The sequence below is a fragment of the Allosphingosinicella sp. genome (assembly GCF_036570505.1).
GTDB lineage: Bacteria > Pseudomonadota > Alphaproteobacteria > Sphingomonadales > Sphingomonadaceae > Allosphingosinicella.
This window is the reverse complement of the sequence record NZ_DATCYB010000099.1, coordinates 1-18,572: the sequence shown is the minus strand read 5'-3', so window position 1 is coordinate 18,572 and position 18,572 is coordinate 1. Positions and strand designations below refer to the sequence as shown.

Genomic DNA, 18,572 nt, shown 5'->3' with positions numbered 1-18,572 from the left:
CTCGGGAGTCCACCGAACCGGGGTTGCGGAGCGCTTGGAGTTTCGCTAGGACAGCGTTACATCGTAGTACTACATTGGAACGAATTGTGGAGAATCCTGCTGAGGGGAGCACCGCCTGGCCGGTGCTGCGGAACCAGTTGCTTGATGCCTTTCTGACGCTGAAGACGCGCGAGGAGGTCGAGGCCTTTCTCGCCGACCTGTGCACGCCAGCGGAGATCCGCGCCTTTGTCGAGCGCTGGCATGTGGCGCGGCTGCTCGACGGCGAAGAACTCTCCTATCGCGAGATCGCCGAAGCAGCCGGCGCATCAACGACGACCGTCGTCCGGGTGGCCCGGTTCCTGAGGGAGATGCCCTATCAGGGCTATCGCCTCGCCATCGATCGATCGAAGGGCCGGACATGACGGCGCTCCCAAGGCTCCACCTGGCGGTCCAGAAGTCGGGACGGCTGTCCGACCTCAGCCGCGATCTGCTGCGGGACGCCGGGCTGCGCATCCAGCACGGCAAGAACGATCTCGCGGCAAGAGTCGAGAATTTCCCCGTCGACCTGATGTTCGTTCGCGACGATGACATCCCGGTGTTCGTGAGCGATGGCGTCTGCGAGTTCGGGATCGTCGGCCTCAATGTGCTCGAGGAGTTCGCGCTCGGTCGCCCGGACGCCAGGTTCGAGATCATCGCCCGGCTCGGGTTCGGCCGCTGCGGCCTCCGGCTCGCGGCTTCCGATCGCATAGCCTATGGTGGTCCCCAATCCCTTGCCGGCGCGCGGATCGCTACCTCCTACCCGCGGATCGTCAAGCGCTTCCTGGATGAACGCGGTGTCGAGGCGACCGTGGTCGAGATGAACGGAGCTGTGGAGCTCGCGCCGCGCCTCCAGATCGCAACCTTCATCTGCGACATCGTGTCGACTGGAGCGACCCTGGAAGCCAATGGCCTGAGGGTTGTGGATAGCGTGCTCGAAAGCGAGGCTGTTCTCATTCGCACGAGCAAGCCCCTGGCGCCCGAGAAGCTGGAGGTGTGCGAGAATCTGCTGCGCCGCATAGAAGGCGTGCTCGCCACCAAGGAGTCCAAATATATCATGCTCAACGCGGCCGAACGGGCGCTTGAGCGGATCACCTCGCTGCTGCCGGGGGCGGATGCGCCCACCATCCTGCCCCTCCACGGCCGGCCCGGCCATTATGCGGTCCACGCGGTGTGCCAGGAGTCGGTCTTCTGGGAGACGCTCCAGCAGCTCAAAAAGGCCGGCGCTTCGGCGATCCTCGTCATGCCCATCGAAAAGATGATGATGTGAAGCGGCATGACTGGAAGGGCCTTGTGGCCGAGGAGCGGCTTGTGGCCCTCGCCCGTCCCGTGCAGCGGGACGACGAGGCCTTGCTCGCCAGCGTCAGGACGATCGTCGACGATGTGGAATCGCGCGGCTGGGACGCCGTGGCCGAATATGGCGAGCGCCTGGACGGCGAAGTCCCACGGCTCGTGCCGACGGCGCCGTTGGCACAGAAGGCCACAGCTGGCCTCTCGGCCGAGCAAAATATCGCGCTGCAGCTTGCTGTGCGCAATATCGGCGCGTTCCATGCCGACAGCCTTCCGCCCGAACATTGGGTGGAGACGATGCCAGGGCTCAGGGTCGGGAAGGTCTGGCGGCCGATCGATCGCGTCGGGCTCTACATACCGGGCGGCGCGACGCCGCTTTTCTCGACCCTCCTGATGCTGGCCATCCCGGCCCGGGCCGCCGGCGTTGCCGAGATCGTGGTCGCCACGCCGCCGTCGCCGCCCGGCGGGCTCGGGCCGATGGTGGCGCTCGCCGCCCAACTGTGCGGGATCGATGCGGTCTGGACGGTCGGGGGAAGCCAGGCGATCGCCGCGCTCGCCTTCGGCGCCGGCCCGATCCCGCGTGTCGATAAGATCTTCGGGCCCGGCAATGCCTATGTCTCGGCCGCCAAATCCTATATCGCCGCGCGGCCCGGCGGACCCGCGATCGATCTTCCGGCGGGGCCCAGCGAACTGATGGTGCTGGCGGACGACAGCGCCGACCCGCGCCTCGTCGCCGCCGATCTCCTGAGCCAGGCCGAGCATGACCCTTGCGCGCAGGTGCTGCTCGTCACCCTGTCGCGCGCCCTTGCCGACGGGGTGGAGGCGGCGCTGCGGGCGTCTGTCTCAAGGCTGCCGCGCCACGCAATCGCGGCGACCGCTCTGTCCTTTGCAAGGATACTGATCGTCGAGAGCCTGGACGAGGGCATCGACATCGCCAACGCCTATGCGCCGGAGCATCTCTCGCTCGCGGTCGAGGATCCGGACCTGCTCGTGCCGCGCGTGCGCAACGCCGGCGCTATCTTTGCCGGCCACATGGCCGCCGAGACGTTCGGCGACTATCTGGCGGGCCCCAGCCATGTCCTGCCCACCGACGGGGCCGCACGGGCCTTCAGCGGCATCTCTGTTCACTCGTTCCTGAAAAGCATGAGCGTGCAGCAGGTCGACGCAGAAGCCGCGTTCGAAGTCGCGCGACATGCGGCCCTGCTCGCCCGCCTTGAGGGTCTGGAAGCCCATGCGCTGGCCGCCGATCTTCGGCTGCAGGGGAGGGCGGCATGACCTCGCTTGCCGCTCGACTGGCGCGACCGGAAATCCTCGCCTTGCCGCCGTTCGATACCGCTGCCGCGCGACCCGAGAGGTTCGGCGCCGATGCGGTCAAGCTCGACGCCAACGAAAATCCTTACCCGCCGCTCATCGACGGCGCTCTTGCGGCGGGTCTCAACCGCTATCCCGATCCGCAGCCGCCGGCGCTAAAGCGGGCGATGGCGGCGCTTTACGGTGTGGGCGAGGCACAGATCGTCGTCACGCGCGGGGCGGACGATGCGATCGATATTCTGATACGCGCCTTTTGCCGACCCGGGCTCGACGCGGTCTCGATCCTGCTGCCGACCTTTTCCGCCTATGCCCATTTTGCAAAGCTCCAAGGGGCGCGAGTGATCGAGGCGAGGCTCGATGCCGGGTTCGACCTTGATGCTGGCGCGTTCCTCAAGCAGGTTGGCGACGAGCCGTCGCTGAAGCTTGCCTTCGTCTGCTCTCCCAACAATCCGACCGGCAACCCCGTGGATCCGGCCGATGTGCTTCGCATCGCCGACGCGCTGCCCGATACGATCATCGTGCTCGACGAGGCCTATCTTGAGTTTTCGGAAACGCCGAGCCTGGCGGAGGAGGCGGCCTCGCGCGAGAATCTCGTCGTCCTCAAGACGCTCTCCAAGGCCTATGGACTTGCCGGCGCCCGCATCGGCGCGGTGATCGGCAACAGCGAGCTCGTCGGGATCGCGCAAAGGGCGCTGCCGCCCTATCCCTTGCCGAGCCTTTCCATCGATGCGGCGATGGCCGCGCTCGCGCCGTCGCGCCGGCCCCTGCACGGCCGGCGGATCGAGCGGATCAAGGCTCGTCGGGAGCAGCTGGCCGAGGCCCTCGCGGCCTCCCCGATGGTCAGGTGCGTGCGCAGCGGCGGGGGCAACTTCCTCTTCCTCGAAGTGGAGGATCCGGCGGGGCTTGCGACAAAGCTCCACAGTCTTGGCATACGCGTGCGCTTCCGCCCCAACGCCGCGCCTGGAGGCGTCCGGCTGACGATCGGCACGGGCGCCGAGACCGAGGCGGTGCTCGCCGCCTTCGGCGTGGCGCGTGCTGGTAGAAGTGCGCGAAGGGCCGAGCTCGTCCGCGACACCAGGGAGACGAGCATCGCTCTGGCGGTGGATCTCGATCGGGCGGGGGAGCGCCGCATCGACACCGGCATCGGCTTCTTCGACCATATGCTGGACCAGGTCGCCGTCCATGGCGGGTTTTCGATGATGCTTTGCTGCAAGGGCGATCTCGAGATCGATGCGCATCACAGCCTCGAGGATGTCGCGATCGCCTTCGGCGCGGCTCTATCGCAAGCGCTTGGCGCGCGCCGGGGGATTGGCCGCTTCGGCTTCTCGCTGCCGATGGACGAGGCCGAGGCCCATATCCTCATCGATCTGTCGGGCCGGCCGTACAGCGTCTTCGAGGGCAGCTTCGCGGCGAGCCATATCGGCGCCTATCCGACCGAGATGACGTCCCATATCTTCCGCTCGTTGGCCGAGGGTCTGCGCGCCGCCATCCACGTCCGCGTCGCAGGGGCGAACGACCATCACAAGACCGAGGCATGCTTCAAGGGCTTGGGCCGGGCCTTGCGCCAGGCGATCGCGCGCGAAGGGGATTTAGAGGCGCTGCCCAGCACCAAGGGGGTGCTGTGACGGCGCGCACTCCCGATCCACGGGCGGCGGTCGCGAGCCTATGACGAGGCTTGCGATCGTCGATGTCGGCTGCGGCAATACCGGCTCGGTCGCCATGGCCTTTCGGCGGCTTGGCGCCGTGCCCGTCATCACCGGCGATGCGGACGAGATTGTAGCCGCCAGCCATGTCGTTCTGCCCGGAGTCGGCGCCGCCGGTTTCGCGATGGAGCGGATCGAGGCGTTAGGGCTTGCATCGCTCCTTTCCCACCTCACCCAGCCCGTGCTTGGCATCTGCCTTGGCATGCAGCTTCTGTTCGAACGGTCCGAGGAAGAAGGCATTGCCTGCCTCGGTCTGGTGCCGGGTCAGGTCCGCAAGCTTGCGCCTGCGCCCCGGCGGCCGGTGCCGCATATGGGCTGGAGCAAGCTTTCCGTTGGTAGCGCCGAGCCCGGGCTTGGCGACGGCGACTATGTCTATTTCGCGCATAGCTTCGCCTGCGACGATGGTCCGTACAGCATCGCCACGACGGATTATGGCGCGCCGATCACCGCCGCGATGCGCAGGGGTAATTATCTCGGCGTGCAATTCCATCCCGAGCGGAGCGGGAAGGCGGGCGCGCGGCTGCTGGAGGCCTTCCTCGAGCAATGATCATCTATCCCGCCATGGACCTGATGGGCGGTCGCTGCGTACGCCTGGCGCAAGGGCGCTTCGACGAGTCGACGACCTACTCCGACAAGCCCCATGAGGCGCTCATCGCCTTCGCCGGCGCCGGCGCCGAATGGACTCATGTCGTCGATCTTGACGGCGCCCGAGCCGGTGCGCCGCGCCAGCACGATCTTCTTGGGGAACTCGCCCGCACCGCGCCGCAGAAGCTGCAGGTTGCGGGGGGATTCCGGACGGCGGAGCAGATCGATGCCCTGCTTTTGGCCGGCGTCGGGCGCGTTGTCATCGGCAGCCTCGCGGTCACCGACCCGGAGCTCGTCAATCAGCTCATCCTGGACTTCGGCAGGGAGCGCATCACCCTCGCGCTCGACGTCAAGGTCGTCGATGGCGTTCCGCTCGTCGCCACCGTGGGCTGGACCGAGACCTCGACGGCCAGCCTCTGGGACATAGCTGGACTTTATGCGAATGCGCGCCATCTGCTCGTGACCGACATCGGGCGGGACGGGATGATGGCCGGCCCGAATTTCGACCTGCTGGACGAGGCCGTCCGCCGGCTTCCGCACCTGTCCATCCAGGCGTCGGGGGGCATCTCGTCGCTTGAGGATCTGGAGCGGCTGCGCAGCGCGGGCACTTCGGGCGCGATCGTGGGAAGGGCGCTCTGGGAGCGGCGCATCGACCTCGGGGAGGCGATCCGTCATGCCCGCGCATAGGATCATAGCCTGTCTCGACGTTCGGGACGGCCGCGTCGTCAAGGGCGTCCGCTTTCGGGATCACCGCGATGTCGGCGACATCGTTGAGCATGCGCTCCGCTATGCGGACGAGGGCGCCGACGAGCTCGTCTTCTACGACATCACGGCGAGCGCGGAAGGCCGCTCTCTCGATGTCGCCTGGGTGAAGCGCATCGCCGAGGGGATCGACATACCGTTTACCGTGGCGGGAGGCCTCCGGACGCGCGAGCAGGCGGCCGCTTGCCTTGAGGCCGGGGCCGACAAGATATCCATCAATTCCCCGGCGCTGGAACATCCGGAGCTGATCGAGGAACTCGCCCGCGACTTTGGCAGCCAGTGCGTCGTGCTTGGCGTCGACAGCCTCGCCGAGGAGGGCGATCATGTCGTCAAGCAATATACGGGTAAGGCCGGCAGCATGCGGGGCACCGGGCGCCGCACCCTCGACTGGGTACGCGAGGCGACCGACCGAGGCGCCGGCGAGGTCGTGCTCAACTGCATGCGACGCGACGGCATGAGGGAGGGCTATGACCTGGAGCATATATCGGCGGTGATCGCCGCGACGACGGTTCCTGTTATCGCCTCGGGCGGCGCGGGCGGGCGGGAACATTTTCGCGACGTCTTCCGCGAGGCGGGCGCGAGCGGCGCGCTCGCCGCCAGCATCTTTCATGACGGGCGCGTCGCTATCCCCGAGCTCAAGGAGTATCTCGCATCATGCGGAATAGAAGTGCGCCGCTAGCCGAGCCCAGCGCGAAGACGATCGACTGGAGCAAGCTTGGCGGGCTGGTCCCCGCCATCGTCCAGGACGTCGATACCGGTCAGGTGCTGATGCTGGGCTATATGGACGATGCAGCCCTTGAGGAGACCTGTCGCTCCGGCCTGGTCACCTTCTACAGCCGCTCGAAGAACCGGCTCTGGCAAAAGGGCGAGACGAGCGGTAACCGGCTTCGCGTGAAGGACATTCGTGCCGATTGCGATCGGGACGCCCTGCTCGTCACGGCGGAGCCAGCAGGTCCGACCTGCCATCTCGGGACGGAGAGCTGCTTCGGCGAGCCGGCGGTCGACGGAGCGACCTGGCTCGGGAAGCTGGCAAGGATCGTGAGACGCCGTGCGGGCGAGATGCGGGCAGGCTCCTATACGGCGCAGCTCCTCCAAGCCGGCCCGGTGCGAATTGCGCAGAAGGTCGGCGAGGAAGCGGTGGAAGTGGTGCTCGCCAGCACGACCGGCGATGAACAGGGCTGTATCGAGGAGATAGCCGACCTTTTCTATCACCTCACCGTGCTGATGGAATCGCGCGGCATCGGCTGGAACGACATTGCCGCCGTCCTGAAAGGCCGGCACGCGCCTAGCTGAGGATGCTGACGGCCTCCCGGTAGAGCTCTTCGGTCGCCGCGGCGACGACCCGGCCCCGGCTGAAATCATGGCTTCCCGACCAGTCGCCGATCGTACCGCCCGCCGCTTTTATGACGGGGATAAGAGCGTTGAGGTCATGAGCTCTGAGCCCGGATTCAACAACAAGATCGATCGAGCCGGCGGCAAGTCTCGCATAGGCATAGCCGTCCAGGCCGTAGCGGGTCATGCGGGCCGCGCGGCGGAGGCGGTCGACAGCGTCGAACTCGCCGCGATCGAACAGGAACGGGTCGGTCGTGGAGAAGCGGGCGTCCTCGACCCGGAAGCAGCCGCTCGCCTGGAGAGGCTTTTCCCCCTGCGGGGTGACCAGCACCGCTCGGCCTTCATGGCCGATATAGCGCTCGCCGAGGCGGGGCGCATCGATCACGCCGAGGATTGGCGTGTTTGCGTCGAGAAGGGCGATCAGGGTGACCCAATGGGGAAGGCCGCAAATGAAGGATCGGGTTCCGTCGATCGGATCCAGGCTCCAGCGATAGCGAGCTTCGGAACCGTCCTGGTCGCCAAGCTCCTCGCCGGCCACGCCATGCCCAGGATACGTCTGAAGGATGAGCGAGCGCATCGCTGTCTCGGCATTGACGTCGGCCGAGGTCACCGGGTCGTATGCACCGGCCGGGGCCTTGCTCCGCACGTCCAATCCGGACGCGTCGATCAATGTCTCGCCCCGGGCTGCATCGGCAAGCCGGCAGGCGAATGTGGCGAGCTCATCAAGACCTTCCTTCATCAGCCTTCCATTGGTGAATTCCGGTCGAGGCGGCAAGCCGCGGCTTTGCGTACCGAAGAGGACGAGGCTCTTCGAAGCATGATCCAGGTCGGCACCGGGCGGTTCAGTTCCGCCGGCGCGATGGTCCCGAGAAATCGACGTCGATGCGTATGCGGCTGGCGGCTACGCATTCGTGGCGGAGGATGCCGCGTCAGTGGGACGCGCCCGTTCGAACGGCGTGCCCTGAGCCGGCGAATATCGCCAAGCCCTGGTAGGGCGGTAGGGCTCTGCCTGTTCGCGCGGCTTTCATCCTCGATGCGATCACGACCCATTCAATAATCCGGCCGCGTCCAGAACCTCATGTCCCGTGCGGGTTTGAAGCGATAGGATCTGGAAGCCGGAGCCATCGCCATGATTTGCCGCGAGGGCCGCGTCGATCCGTGTGCGGTTCGGCGGTCAGACGGCGGCAAGAGCCTGGTCGATATCGACAATGATGTCGTCGATATGCTCGATGCCGATCGACAGGCGCACGAGATCCTCGGACACGCCGGCGCGGGCGAGCTCTTCCGGGTTGAGCTGGCGGTGTGTCGTCGACGCCGGATGGCAGGCGAGCGATTTCGCGTCGCCGATATTGACCAGCCGCAGGATCATCTGGAGCCCGTCGATGAACTTTGCGCCCGCTTCCTTTCCGCCCTTGATGCCGAAGCTCAAAATGCCGGAGCCCTTTCCCCTGGTGATCCTGCGAGCGACGGCGTTGAACCGGCTGTCGGGCAGCGCCGCATAGCTGACCCAGCTGACCTTGGGATGATCCTTCAGATGCTGGGCGACCTTGAGCGCATTGTCGCAATGACGCTCCATCCTGAGGCCGAGCGTCTCCAGCCCCTGGAGAATCAGAAACGCGCTGTGGGGTGCGAGCGCGGCGCCGGTGTTGCGCAGCGGAGCGACGCGCGCACGCCCGATGAAGGCGGCCGGCCCCAGGGCCTCGGTGTAGACGACGCCGTGATAGGACGGGTCGGGCTCGTTGAGGATCGGGAAGCGGTCCTTGTTGGCGACCCAGTCGAACTGGCCGCTGTCGACGATCATGCCGCCCACGGTGGTGCCATGCCCGCCGATATATTTTGTGAGCGCGTGGACGACGATGTCGGCGCCGAAGTCGAAGGGCCGGCACAAAAAGGGTGTCGCAACGGTATTGTCGACGATCACAGGGACGCCGTGGCGATGGGCGATCTCGGCGATGCGTTCGATATCGACGACATTGCCGGCCGGGTTGCCGATGGATTCGAGAAAGACGGCCCGGGTCCGCTCGTCGATGTAGCCTTCCAGGCCCTCATAATCGTCGAAGGCCGCCATCCGCACCTCGATCCCCTGGCGGGGAAAGGCGTGCATGAAGAGATTGTAGGTGCCCCCATAGAGCTGGGAGATGGAGACGATATTGTCGCCCGCCGCCGTGATCGTCTGGATCGCATAGGTGATCGCCGCCATGCCCGAGGCGAGGGCGAGGCCGCCAACGCCGCCTTCCATCTCCGCTACGCGCGCCTCGAGCACCGCGTTGGTCGGGTTCATGATGCGCGTATAGATGTTGCCGGTGACCTTCAGGTCGAAGAGATCCGCTCCATGCTGGGTGTCGTCGAACGTGTAGGACGTCGTCTGGTAGATCGGCACCGCCGCTGCCCGAGTGGTGGGTTCAGAGGAATAACCATGGTGCAGGGCAACGGATTCGAGCTTCATGTCCTTCTCCTTCGCGGGGCTTCAAGCCCAATCGTGACGGGGGGTCAACGGGCCGTGGCATTTGCCCGCATGCAGAGTGCGCGCGGCAGGTATCCGTCACGACGGTAGACGGCACGACCTCGTTATGCCGCGAGAAGATCGTCCGCGTCGACGGTGCAGGGGCTGAGATCCGGCAGGCGGTCCAGCTCTTCGTAAAGCGCGGTAAGATCGTTCCTGAGGACCAGCTTCAGCACGTCCTCGAAGCGGTCGATCACGAAGTAGCTGAGCTGGAAGCAGTCTGTCCTGTAGCGGGTTCTCAGTATCCGTTTCAGGTCGAAATCCAGCCGGTGCGGCTTCGCGTTTTCGAGCGAATAGTGCGATTCGCCGAAGCTCGAGAGGATGCCAGCGCCGTAGATCTTGAGCGCTCCGTTCTCGCGGGCGAGTCCGAACTCGACCGTGTACCAGTAGAGGCGGGCGAGGCGGTGGAGGGCGCCACGATCGAGCGCCTCCAGGCCGAGACGGCCGAGCGCCTGCATGAAATCGGCAACGTCGGGCTGGGCGAGGAGGGGCACGTGGCCGAAGACGTCGTGGAAGACGTCCGGCTCCTCGAGATAATCGAGCTGGTCGGCGGCGCGGATGAAGTTGCCGGCGGGAAAGCGGCGCTCGCTCAAATGCCGAAAGAAGACGTCGTCCGGGACGAGACCCGGCACGGCGACGACCGTCCAGCCGGTGCGGCGATCGAGCTTCTCGTTCAGCTCATCGAAATTGGGAACGCCGGGACGCGAGAGGTGGAGCATGTCGAGGCCCCGCTCGAACGCCTCGACGGCGCGGCCGTGGAGCAGGGTCTGCTGGCGGGCGAAGAGTGTGTCCCACACCCAATGATCCTCCGCCGTCAGCTCGTCCCAGCGCTGGGGCACCGTCCAGTCCTCCGCCGCGCCGGAAGGGGGCGTCAGCGAAGCGAGGGCGCCGTGCATTTCTCGTTGATGACTGTCTTTCTGCATCGTGGGTTCCTTCCTGCACCAAGAAAAAACCCCGCCTGGAGGACCGGGCGGGGTTCGAAATCTGCGTGCCTTTGCGTGCGCGCGTCAGCCGGTCTCCGCCCGTCGGGTGAGATAATAGGTATAATAAATGACGGACGCGCAGGGTGCGGTCGCGAAAGCCTGAGGGCCGAAGGTGGCACTGCGCGTCATCGGCGAAGGTTGAACCTGTCTTGGGGGCCCGTGTCAACCCATGATGGGTCCGCGGCATCCGGCGCGGATTGGTCGAAGAAGAGCCGGAAGGCTGCGCGGGCCTGCCCCACCAGCATTTTGAGGCCGTCGACGGCGACACCGCCATTGTCTCGAGCGGTGGCCAGGAAGGCCGTTTCCAGCGGCTCATAGACCATGTCGAACATGACGGTGCCGCGCGCATGGGTGGCGAGGCAGGCGAGGAGCGGGGCCGGCATGGGAGCGGCGGCCTTCATTCCCATCGGGCTGGCGTTGATCACGGCGCGGGCGCCCGACAGGGCGCCGCCGCATCGCTCGAGCGGCCAGAGCTCGATTCGCGTGCCCGGTCCCGCCGAGCGAAGATCGGCCGCGTTCAGTGGATCGCGGACCAGGAGCGCGATCAGCGCGGCTTGCCGCGATTTCAGATATTCGATGGCGGCACGGGCCGCGCCGCCGGCGCCGATTACCGTGACCTTGGCATCCTTGAGGTTTGTCGCGTCGAGCGCGGCGGCGATGCCATCTATGTCGCTATTGCATCCGTGCAGCCCTTCCGGGCCCCGAAATATGCAGTTGACCGCGCCGACGCGCTGGGCGGCGGCATCGACATGGTCGAGAAGGGGGAGGATGGCTTGCTTATGCGGCATGGTGACGTTGCAGCCTCGCCAGTCGGGGTCGGCGCGGCGGCCTGCGATATGGTCGGCAAGCGCCGATGCGCGAACGGGTGTGGCGAGATAGTCGCCTTGGATGCCGAGCGCCGATAGCCATGTCTTGTGGATCGCGGGGGAGCGTGAATAGGCCACCGGATCGCCGATGACCTCGGCATAGGGCGCGCCCATCCGGTCAGGGTCTCCGGTCGAGAAAATCGTCGACTTCCGGCAGCTCGACTGACGTATCGACGAACGCCCGACCGATGCCGCGCGCCAGGATGAAGGCCAGGCGGCCACCTTCCTTTTTCTTGTCGTTCATCATGTGAGCCACGAGCCGCGGTCCGTCGGCGACGAGGCCGATGTCGCGCAGCGTTGTGGGGAGCCCGACAGCGGCGAGATGGGCCCGCGCCCGCTCGGCATCCACGGGTGGACAAAGGCCGCGCTCGACGGAGAAGTCGAAGGCGCAGACGATCCCGGCGGCGACCGCCTCGCCATGGAGCAGGCGATCGGAAAAGTCCGTCTCCGCCTCAAGCGCGTGGCCGAAGGTGTGGCCGAGGTTGAGAAGGGCGCGGCGGTCGCCCGTCTCGCGCTCGTCCTCGGCGACGATCCGGGCCTTGCCGGCGGCGCCGGTGGCGATGGCATGGTGAAGCGCGGTGCCACCCCCGCCAAGAAGGACGGGGCCGTTCTCTTCCAGCCAGGCGAAGAAGGCGGCGTCCTCGATCAGCGCATATTTGACGATCTCGGCATAGCCGGCGCGGAGCTGGCGCGGGTCGAGCGTGCCGAGCACGAGCGGGTCGATCAGCACCCGCGAGGGCTGGTGGAACGCACCGACGAGGTTCTTGCCAGCCGGCACGTTGATTGCGGTCTTGCCACCCACCGAGCTGTCGACCTGGGCGAGGAGGCTGGTCGGTATTTGCACGAAACCGCAGCCGCGATTGACGATGGCGGCGGCGAAGCCGACGAGATCGCCGATGACGCCGCCGCCGAACGCGACGATATGGTCGCGGCGCTCGATGCCGAGGGCAAGGAGGCGGTCGATCAGATGCGCCAGCGTTTCCCAGCTCTTGCTCGCCTCGCCGGGCGGGAGAAGGATCGGCGACGCGACGATGGGCCTCAGGCCGTGGCAGAGCCTTTCGCCCTGGGCCGCCCACACCGTCTCGTCGCTGACGACGATCAGGCGCCCGCCGAGGGCGAACGGCGCCAGCGGCTCGCCGGCGTCGTCCAGCACGCCTTCCTCGATGATGATGTCGTAGCTCCGCGCGCCGAGCGCGACCTCGATCACGGTCATCCGCACTGGGCCCGATGCAGGAGCTTCTGGTCGGCGAGAGCGAGTGCCATCATCGCCTCGACGACGGGCGCTCCGCGAATGCCGACACAGGGATCGTGGCGGCCTCTCGTGCGAATCTCGGTCTCCGCTCCGGTCCGGTCGATCGTGGGCAGCGGCGTCAGGATCGAGCTGGTCGGCTTGAACGCGACACGGACGACCACCGGCTGGCCGGTCGAAATGCCGCCCGCTACTCCGCCGGCATGATTGGCGAGGAAAATGGGGCCGGCGCGCATCGGATCGGCATTGTCCTCGCCGCGTGCCCGCGCTGCGGCGAAGCCGTCGCCGATCTCGACGCCCTTCACCGCATTGATCGACATGCAGGCGGCGGCGAGCTCGCTGTCGAGCTTCGCGTAGACGGGGGCGCCCCAGCCCGGAGGAACGCCATTGGCGATACATTCGACCACGGCGCCGACCGAGGAGCCGCCCTTGCGCACATCGTCGATCAGTCGCGCCCAGCGTAAGGCGGCGGCCGGGTCGGGGCAGAAGAAGGGATTGGCGCCGATCGCGGCCGTGTCGAAAGCGGCGGGGTCGATCGCGTCTCCGCCGATCTCGACGACATAGGCGCGGATCGTCACCTCGGGGATGATGCGCCGCGCCACCGCTCCGGCCGCGACGCGCGCGGCCGTCTCCCGCGCCGAGCTGCGTCCGCCGCCGCGCCAGTCGCGAAGGCCATATTTGGCGTCATAGGCATAGTCGGCATGGCCGGGACGATAGGCGCCGGCGATGGCGCCATAATCCTTGGAGCGCTGGTCGACATTGTCGATCATCAGGCTGATGGGCGTGCCGGTGGTGCGGCCCTCGAACAGCCCGGAGAGGATGCGAACCCTGTCGGGCTCGCGGCGCTGCGTGGTGAAGCGCGAGGCGCCGGGGCGCCGCCGATCCAGCCAGGGCTGGATGTCGGCTTCGGATAGCCCCAACCCCGGCGGGCAGCCGTCGACGACCGCGCCGATGGCCGGGCCGTGGCTCTCGCCCCAGGTCGAGACGCGCAGCACGCGGCCGAACATGTTGTGGCTCATGGCCCCTCCCCCGGCAGGCCTATCACCCGGAAGCGGGTGGCGTTGTCCGGACGGTCATGCACATCCCGGCGCAGGATCGCCAGGCCGTAGGTCCTGGCTGCCGCCTCGGACGCCAGCACGGCGGTCGCTCCGTCGGTGGCCGCCGCCAGCCTCTTCGCCGCGACGGCGGTGTTCACCGCGGATTGGGTCGGAAGGTTGAGCGAGCGCAGTGTTTCTGCGCATTGGGCGAGCGCCATGGGGTGGCTGATCACCCGGGCGATCGCTTCCAGCCGGGTGCCGGGAAGAGAGAGGAGATGGAGGCGGACGGGGAGTGAGCGTTCTGAGAGGGTGGCAAGAGAGCTCCGGTCAAGGACGCGAAGCGCTTCCTCCACACGGCCGGCGGTGCTGTTCTCGATTGGAAGGATACCGATGTCGGTGTCGCCGGACTCGACCGCGGCGACCACGGCGGCGAAGCTCGGCTTCGCGAGCGGCCTGCAGGCTGGAAGGAAGGCGAGGCAGGCCTCGTGGCTGAAGGCGCCCGGCTGGCCCTGATAGGCGACGGTCGGTCGGGTCATGCGATGCGCGCCCCGATGGAGCCCATGATCGTGGCGAAGCCGGGGAAGCTGGTGCCGATCATGCCCGCCGAATCGACCGACACGGGATGCTCGCTCGCGAGGCCCATGACGAGGAAGCTCATGGCAATGCGATGGTCGTCATGCGCGGCCACCTTGGCGCCGCCGGGTGGCGGGCCGCCGAGGCCCTCGACGATGAGGCTGTCGCCATCGTCCCGGGCCTCGACGCCGCAGGCGGCAAGGCCCGCAAGGACGGCGGCGAGGCGGTCGCTCTCCTTGACGCGAAGCTCGCCGAGGCCGTGCATCACGGTACGGCCCTTGGCGAAGGCGGCGGCGATGGCGAGGATCGGATATTCGTCGATCATGGACGGGGCGCGCTCGGCCGGCACCTCGACGCCGCGAAGAGGGCTGGAGCGGACGGCGATGTCCGCGACCGCTTCGCCCGACAGATGGCGCGCAGCGAGGACGCTGAGATCGGCGCCCATCTCGGCGAGGGTCGTGAACAGGCCGGCGCGCAGCGGGTTCACCAGGACCGAGCGGAGGGTGACGTCCGAGCCAGGAGAGACGAGGGCGGCGACCAGCGGGAAGGCGGCGGAGGAGGGGTCGCCGGGTATTTCGAGGGTTGTGGCGGTGAGCGAGCGCCGACGGCCCAGACGGACAAGGCGGCCGTCCGGCGTCTCCTCGACATCGAGGTCGCACCCGAAGGCGCGAAGCATGTTTTCGCTATGATCGCGGCTGGGAGCCATTTCCAGGACCTCGACCGCGGCGTCGGACTGGAGGCCGGCGAGCAGGATGGCGGACTTGACCTGCGCCGAGGCCTTGTCGTTCCGGAAATGGATGCCGCCGAGCCGTCCGCCGCGGAGCCGCACGGGGAGGCGGCCGCCTTCGCTCGCCTCGAAATCGGCGCCCATCGACCGGAGCGGGGCGAGCACCCGGTTCATCGGGCGCCCGGCGAGGGAGCGATCGCCGGTGAAGACCGCCGCCAGGTCGAAGCCGGCCGCGGCGCCGATCAGGAGACGCACGCCCGTTCCGGAATTGCCGCAATCCACCGGCGCCGCGGGCGAGCGCCAGGAGGCCCCGGTCACCCGCCATTCGCTGGGGCCGAGGCGTTCGGCGCGGGCGCCGAACGCGCGCACCGCGGCGGCCGTGGCGAGCACGTCCTGGCCTTCGAGAAGGCCGGAGATTCGCGTCGTCCCCTTCGCCAGCGCGCCCAGGATGAGGGCGCGGTGGGACATGGATTTGTCACCCGACACCTCGATCGTGCCGCGAAGGGCGGGCGACCAAATCGCTGTCGCCACGTCGTCGGTCAAGGGTTGGGCTCCGATCATGCCGCGTCGGACGTGATGAGGAGCCGCCGCCGGCCGAGCAGCCGCGCCACCGCCGCCGCGACGTCCAGCGCCTGCGTCCGGTTGAGGCGCGGATCGCAATGGGTGAGATAGCGGCGCGGCAGATCCTCTTCGGACAATGGCAGGCTTCCGCCGAGGCACTCGGTCACGTCGGCCCCGGTCATCTCCAGGTGGACGCCGCCCGGATGCACGCCCTCGGCAGCAGCGACGTCGAAGAAGGCGGAGACCTCGCTCACTATGTCCCGCAGCAGCCGCGTCTTGAAGCGGCCGAGGCTGCGCGTGTTGCCGTGCATCGGATCGATCGACCAGATGGCGTTACGGCCCTCGCGCCGGGTGGCGCGCATCAGCTCGGGCAGGTGATCGCGGACATTCGCGGCGCCGAAACGCCCGATCAGGACCAGCCGGCCCGGCCTGTTGCCGGGATCGAGCCGGTCGATGAGGCGCAGCAGCTCGTCGGGCCCAAGGCTCGGGCCGCATTTGAGCCCGACGGGATTGGCGATGCCGCTCGCGAACTCGACATGGGCGCCGTCCAGCTGCCGCGTGCGGTCGCCGAGCCAGATCATGTGGCCCGAAAGCGCCCACCAGCGCTCGCTCGCCTCGTCGAAGCGGGTCAGCGCCTGCTCGTAATTGAGGAGCAGCGCCTCATGGCTGGTGAACAGGCTGACCGGCCGGGCCGGCTCGTTGCTGCCGACCGCGCGGTTGATCTTTGGCAGGTCGGCATAGGCCGCGGCCGCATAGGCCTTGAGGAGATCGATCGTGACCTGCGCCTGGCGGTGGGCGTCGAGCAGGCGGCGCGGATCGGGCGTCCGGCTCGCCATGTCGAAGGCCGGCCCGTTCACCGCGTCGCCGCGATAGCTGGGGAGGGTGACCCCATCGATCGTCTCGGTGGACGAGGAGCGGGGCTTGGCGAATTGCCCGGCGATGCGGGCGAGATGGACGACTTCGCCGCAGCCGCCGGCGCGGAGGATCGCCCCCATTTTCAGGAGCAGGTTGAAGGTCGCCCTCACCTTGTCCGATCCGAATTCGGCGAAGCTTTCGGCACAGTCGCCGCCCTGGATCAGGAAGGCGCGCCCGGTGGCCACTCGCGCGAGCTGCGCCCTGAGATGCATGATATCGGCGATCTGCGTGAGTGGCGCGGCGGTGGCGAGACGGGCCTCGACCCGGCGCAGGGCGCCGTGGTCGGGATAATCGGGCATCTGCGCGGCCGGGCGGCTCCGCCAGCTTCGGGGCGTCCAGCTCATCGGCTCGCCTCCTCTTGGGAGGTGAGGCACAGCCGCAGCTCTCCGTTGGCGGAGATCGGCTCGAGCGTTTCTCCGCGGGCGCGCCGGATCTCCAGCTCGCCTTCGGTAAGGACCCTCAGCTGGGGACCCTCGGCGACATCGTCCCGGCCGACCCGGCCGACGATGATGGCGACCAGCCGGCCGCTTTCCTCCCTTATCAGGTCGAAAGCGGTAAGATCCGAACGGCGCAGCGCCGTCCACCAGGGGTCAAGCGGGGAATATTCGATCGCCGCCACCACCTCGCGCTGGCGAGCTATGTCCAGCGCCTCGGCAGGGGTCGCGACCCATTGGGCATTGGCGGCGCGGCCCAATCGCTCCCGGACGCGCTCCTTGAGCCCATGCGGGCTTCGCGAGGCGCACAGGACGAGATCGGTCCGGGCCTGCGCCTGGAGGCAATGCGCCATCAACTCGCGCCAGACATGTGTGACGAGCTGCGGCGAGGCGCGATCGGCGCGGCCGACCAGCCGCCCGATGATCTCCGTCTCGCGGCGCGGACGGAATTTGAGTGTCCCGCTCGCGTCGTTCGCCTTCAGCGCGGCGATGGCGATGCAGGCGCTGAGCCGCTGCTCGATGAGGTCGAGAAGCGAATGGTCAAGGTGATCGATTTGTGCTCTCAGCCCTTCCAGGTCGGAAGGGACAGAGGAGGGCTCGCGGACAAGCCGCGCCAGGCCAAGGGTTTGTGGCATTCTTCACGTCCCGTCGCCGCCGCTGGCCACTCCTGGCGCCACAAGGCGCGAGGATGCCGGCGGAAGGCGTTCTAGCTCGAATTTAGACGAAGGGGCTTGGTCGTGACTCCGATACGCCTCAGTAGGCGTATCGGCCCGTAAACGAGCTAAAATAATAGGGAGCGGCCATCAGCGAGGAGGGGCGACGAATGTCCTGTCCTGTGCGCATTGCCTTATACTCCCGATGGCGGCACGTGAAGCCGCACTTCAAAGGCTGACAAGCGCGGCCCGGTCTGTCAAGGCGTTTGTGCAATGCAGCATCGGCGGGGGATGGCGCGAGGTCGGTATGTCGAGCAAGTTCAAGGATTTGCGTCATGAGGCGGGTGTGCCTGCGCTGCTCGCCGACGCGCGGCGAATCGTCGTCAAGATCGGCTCGTCGCTGCTGATCGGCGAATCCGACGGCGCCGCGCGGCGGAATTGGCTGGAGACGGTCGCCGACGATGTGGCGGCGCTGGCCAACCGGGACAAGCAGGTGGCGATCGTCTCCTCGGGCGCCGTCGCGCTGGGGCTGGGCTATCTCGGGCTCAAGCGCTCCGCAAGGCTCGACCGCAAGCAGGCGGCGGCCGCGGCCGGCCAATCGAAACTGATGCAGGCCTGGGAGGGGGCGTTCGAAAGGCATGGCCTACCGACGGCCCAGCTGCTCCTCACCCTGGACGATACCGAGCGGCGGCGGCGCTGGCTGAACGCACGCGCGACGATGGAGGTGCTGCTGGCACAAGGTGCGATCCCCATCGTGAACGAGAATGACAGCGTCGCCACCGAAGAGCTGCGCTATGGCGATAATGACCGGCTTTCGGCGCGGGTCGCGCAGATGATCCGGGCCGACCTGCTGATCCTGTTGTCGGACGTGGACGGTCTTTACTCGGCGGACCCGGCGCGGGACCGGGAGGCCCGCCATATTCCGCGGGTGGAGGAGATCACCGATGAGATCGAAAGCCTCGCAGGCGGAGCCGTGGCGGGCGGTGCGGGCACGGGCGGCATGCGGACGAAGCTTGCCGCCGCGCGGATCGCGCGGGCGTGCGGCTGCGCGACGATCATCGCCTCGGGCCGGG

19 protein-coding genes are annotated in these 18,572 nt (G+C 67.5%); 9 read left to right on the top strand and 10 right to left on the bottom strand.

All coding sequences use genetic code 11. The annotated features are described in order from the left end of the window. The first annotated feature begins 86 nt into the window (after positions 1 to 86). The 8 genes from VIR62_RS12230 to hisIE are packed head-to-tail and all read left to right on the top strand — an operon-like array spanning position 87 to position 6,959. Entirely contained in the window at positions 87 to 401 is a 315-nt protein-coding gene (locus VIR62_RS12230; protein ID WP_431871656.1) for a YerC/YecD family TrpR-related protein, read from the top strand. Further along, positions 398 to 1,285 (top strand): ATP phosphoribosyltransferase, encoded by an 888-nt coding sequence (gene hisG / locus VIR62_RS12225; RefSeq protein WP_431871655.1) that lies wholly within the window; start codon positions 398 to 400, stop codon positions 1,283 to 1,285. The genes VIR62_RS12230 and hisG overlap by 4 nt, the downstream gene beginning before the upstream one ends. Further along, a complete protein-coding gene (gene hisD, locus VIR62_RS12220) occupies positions 1,282 to 2,580 on the top strand; it encodes a histidinol dehydrogenase (RefSeq protein WP_431871653.1) in 1,299 nt (432 codons plus the stop codon). The genes hisG and hisD overlap by 4 nt, the downstream gene beginning before the upstream one ends. Beyond that, the gene (gene hisC, locus VIR62_RS12215; protein ID WP_431871651.1) at positions 2,577 to 4,241 is read left to right on the top strand and encodes a histidinol-phosphate transaminase; all 1,665 of its coding nucleotides are present in this window, start codon (positions 2,577 to 2,579) and stop codon (positions 4,239 to 4,241) included. The genes hisD and hisC overlap by 4 nt, the downstream gene beginning before the upstream one ends. A gap of 40 nt (positions 4,242 to 4,281) precedes the next feature. Further along, complete coding sequence (gene hisH / locus VIR62_RS12210; protein WP_431871649.1) at positions 4,282 to 4,866, top strand: imidazole glycerol phosphate synthase subunit HisH; 585 nt, start codon at positions 4,282 to 4,284, stop codon at positions 4,864 to 4,866. Continuing rightward, entirely contained in the window at positions 4,863 to 5,591 is a 729-nt protein-coding gene (locus VIR62_RS12205; RefSeq protein WP_431871647.1) for a 1-(5-phosphoribosyl)-5-[(5-phosphoribosylamino)methylideneamino] imidazole-4-carboxamide isomerase, read from the top strand. The genes hisH and VIR62_RS12205 overlap by 4 nt, the downstream gene beginning before the upstream one ends. Beyond that, positions 5,578 to 6,345, top strand: coding sequence for an imidazole glycerol phosphate synthase subunit HisF (gene hisF / locus VIR62_RS12200; RefSeq protein WP_431871645.1), 768 nt, complete (start codon positions 5,578 to 5,580; stop codon positions 6,343 to 6,345). Before VIR62_RS12205 ends, hisF begins: the two co-directional genes overlap by 14 nt. Then, positions 6,321 to 6,959: a bifunctional phosphoribosyl-AMP cyclohydrolase/phosphoribosyl-ATP diphosphatase HisIE gene (gene hisIE, locus VIR62_RS12195; protein WP_431871643.1), complete on the top strand. Its 639-nt coding sequence runs from the start codon at positions 6,321 to 6,323 to the stop codon at positions 6,957 to 6,959. Before hisF ends, hisIE begins: the two co-directional genes overlap by 25 nt. Here hisIE and VIR62_RS12190 read toward each other — a convergent pair. The 10 genes from VIR62_RS12190 to VIR62_RS12145 all read right to left on the bottom strand — a co-directional run bounded on the left by VIR62_RS12190 (position 6,952) and on the right by VIR62_RS12145 (position 17,481). Then, positions 6,952 to 7,737: an inositol monophosphatase family protein gene (locus tag VIR62_RS12190; RefSeq protein ID WP_431871642.1), complete on the bottom strand. Its 786-nt coding sequence runs from the start codon at positions 7,735 to 7,737 to the stop codon at positions 6,952 to 6,954. The genes hisIE and VIR62_RS12190 overlap by 8 nt on opposite strands. A 435-nt stretch (positions 7,738 to 8,172) precedes the next feature. Beyond that, complete coding sequence (locus VIR62_RS12185) at positions 8,173 to 9,444, bottom strand: O-acetylhomoserine aminocarboxypropyltransferase/cysteine synthase family protein (RefSeq protein ID WP_431871640.1); 1,272 nt, start codon at positions 9,442 to 9,444, stop codon at positions 8,173 to 8,175. Positions 9,445 to 9,566: 122 nt separating this feature from the next. Further along, positions 9,567 to 10,424: a phenylalanine 4-monooxygenase gene (gene phhA / locus VIR62_RS12180; protein ID WP_431871638.1), complete on the bottom strand. Its 858-nt coding sequence runs from the start codon at positions 10,422 to 10,424 to the stop codon at positions 9,567 to 9,569. Between the two features lie 185 nt (positions 10,425 to 10,609). Next, positions 10,610 to 11,464: a shikimate dehydrogenase family protein gene (locus VIR62_RS12175; protein ID WP_431871636.1), complete on the bottom strand. Its 855-nt coding sequence runs from the start codon at positions 11,462 to 11,464 to the stop codon at positions 10,610 to 10,612. Between the two features lie 4 nt (positions 11,465 to 11,468). Then, positions 11,469 to 12,563, bottom strand: coding sequence for a 3-dehydroquinate synthase (gene aroB, locus VIR62_RS12170; RefSeq protein ID WP_431871635.1), 1,095 nt, complete (start codon positions 12,561 to 12,563; stop codon positions 11,469 to 11,471). Then, positions 12,560 to 13,618 carry a chorismate synthase gene (gene aroC, locus VIR62_RS12165; protein ID WP_431871633.1) on the bottom strand — a complete coding sequence of 353 codons (1,059 nt, stop codon included), beginning with the start codon at positions 13,616 to 13,618 and terminating at the stop codon, positions 12,560 to 12,562. Before aroC ends, aroB begins: the two co-directional genes overlap by 4 nt. Beyond that, on the bottom strand, positions 13,615 to 14,172 hold the full coding sequence (locus VIR62_RS12160; protein ID WP_431871631.1) for a prephenate dehydratase domain-containing protein: 558 nt from the start codon (positions 14,170 to 14,172) through the stop codon (positions 13,615 to 13,617). The genes aroC and VIR62_RS12160 overlap by 4 nt, the downstream gene beginning before the upstream one ends. Further along, on the bottom strand, positions 14,169 to 15,479 hold the full coding sequence (aroA, locus tag VIR62_RS12155) for a 3-phosphoshikimate 1-carboxyvinyltransferase (RefSeq protein ID WP_431871629.1): 1,311 nt from the start codon (positions 15,477 to 15,479) through the stop codon (positions 14,169 to 14,171). The genes VIR62_RS12160 and aroA overlap by 4 nt, the downstream gene beginning before the upstream one ends. A 14-nt stretch (positions 15,480 to 15,493) precedes the next feature. Continuing rightward, complete coding sequence (locus VIR62_RS12150) at positions 15,494 to 16,756, bottom strand: 3-deoxy-7-phosphoheptulonate synthase class II (protein WP_431871627.1); 1,263 nt, start codon at positions 16,754 to 16,756, stop codon at positions 15,494 to 15,496. Then, positions 16,753 to 17,481: a chorismate mutase gene (locus VIR62_RS12145; RefSeq protein ID WP_431871626.1), complete on the bottom strand. Its 729-nt coding sequence runs from the start codon at positions 17,479 to 17,481 to the stop codon at positions 16,753 to 16,755. Before VIR62_RS12145 ends, VIR62_RS12150 begins: the two co-directional genes overlap by 4 nt. Before the next feature lie 325 nt (positions 17,482 to 17,806). Between VIR62_RS12145 and proB the strand changes: the two genes are divergently transcribed. Continuing rightward, positions 17,807 to 18,572, top strand: a 766-nt coding sequence (proB, locus tag VIR62_RS12140; RefSeq protein ID WP_431871625.1) for a glutamate 5-kinase, incomplete at its 3' end; no start/stop codon positions are given.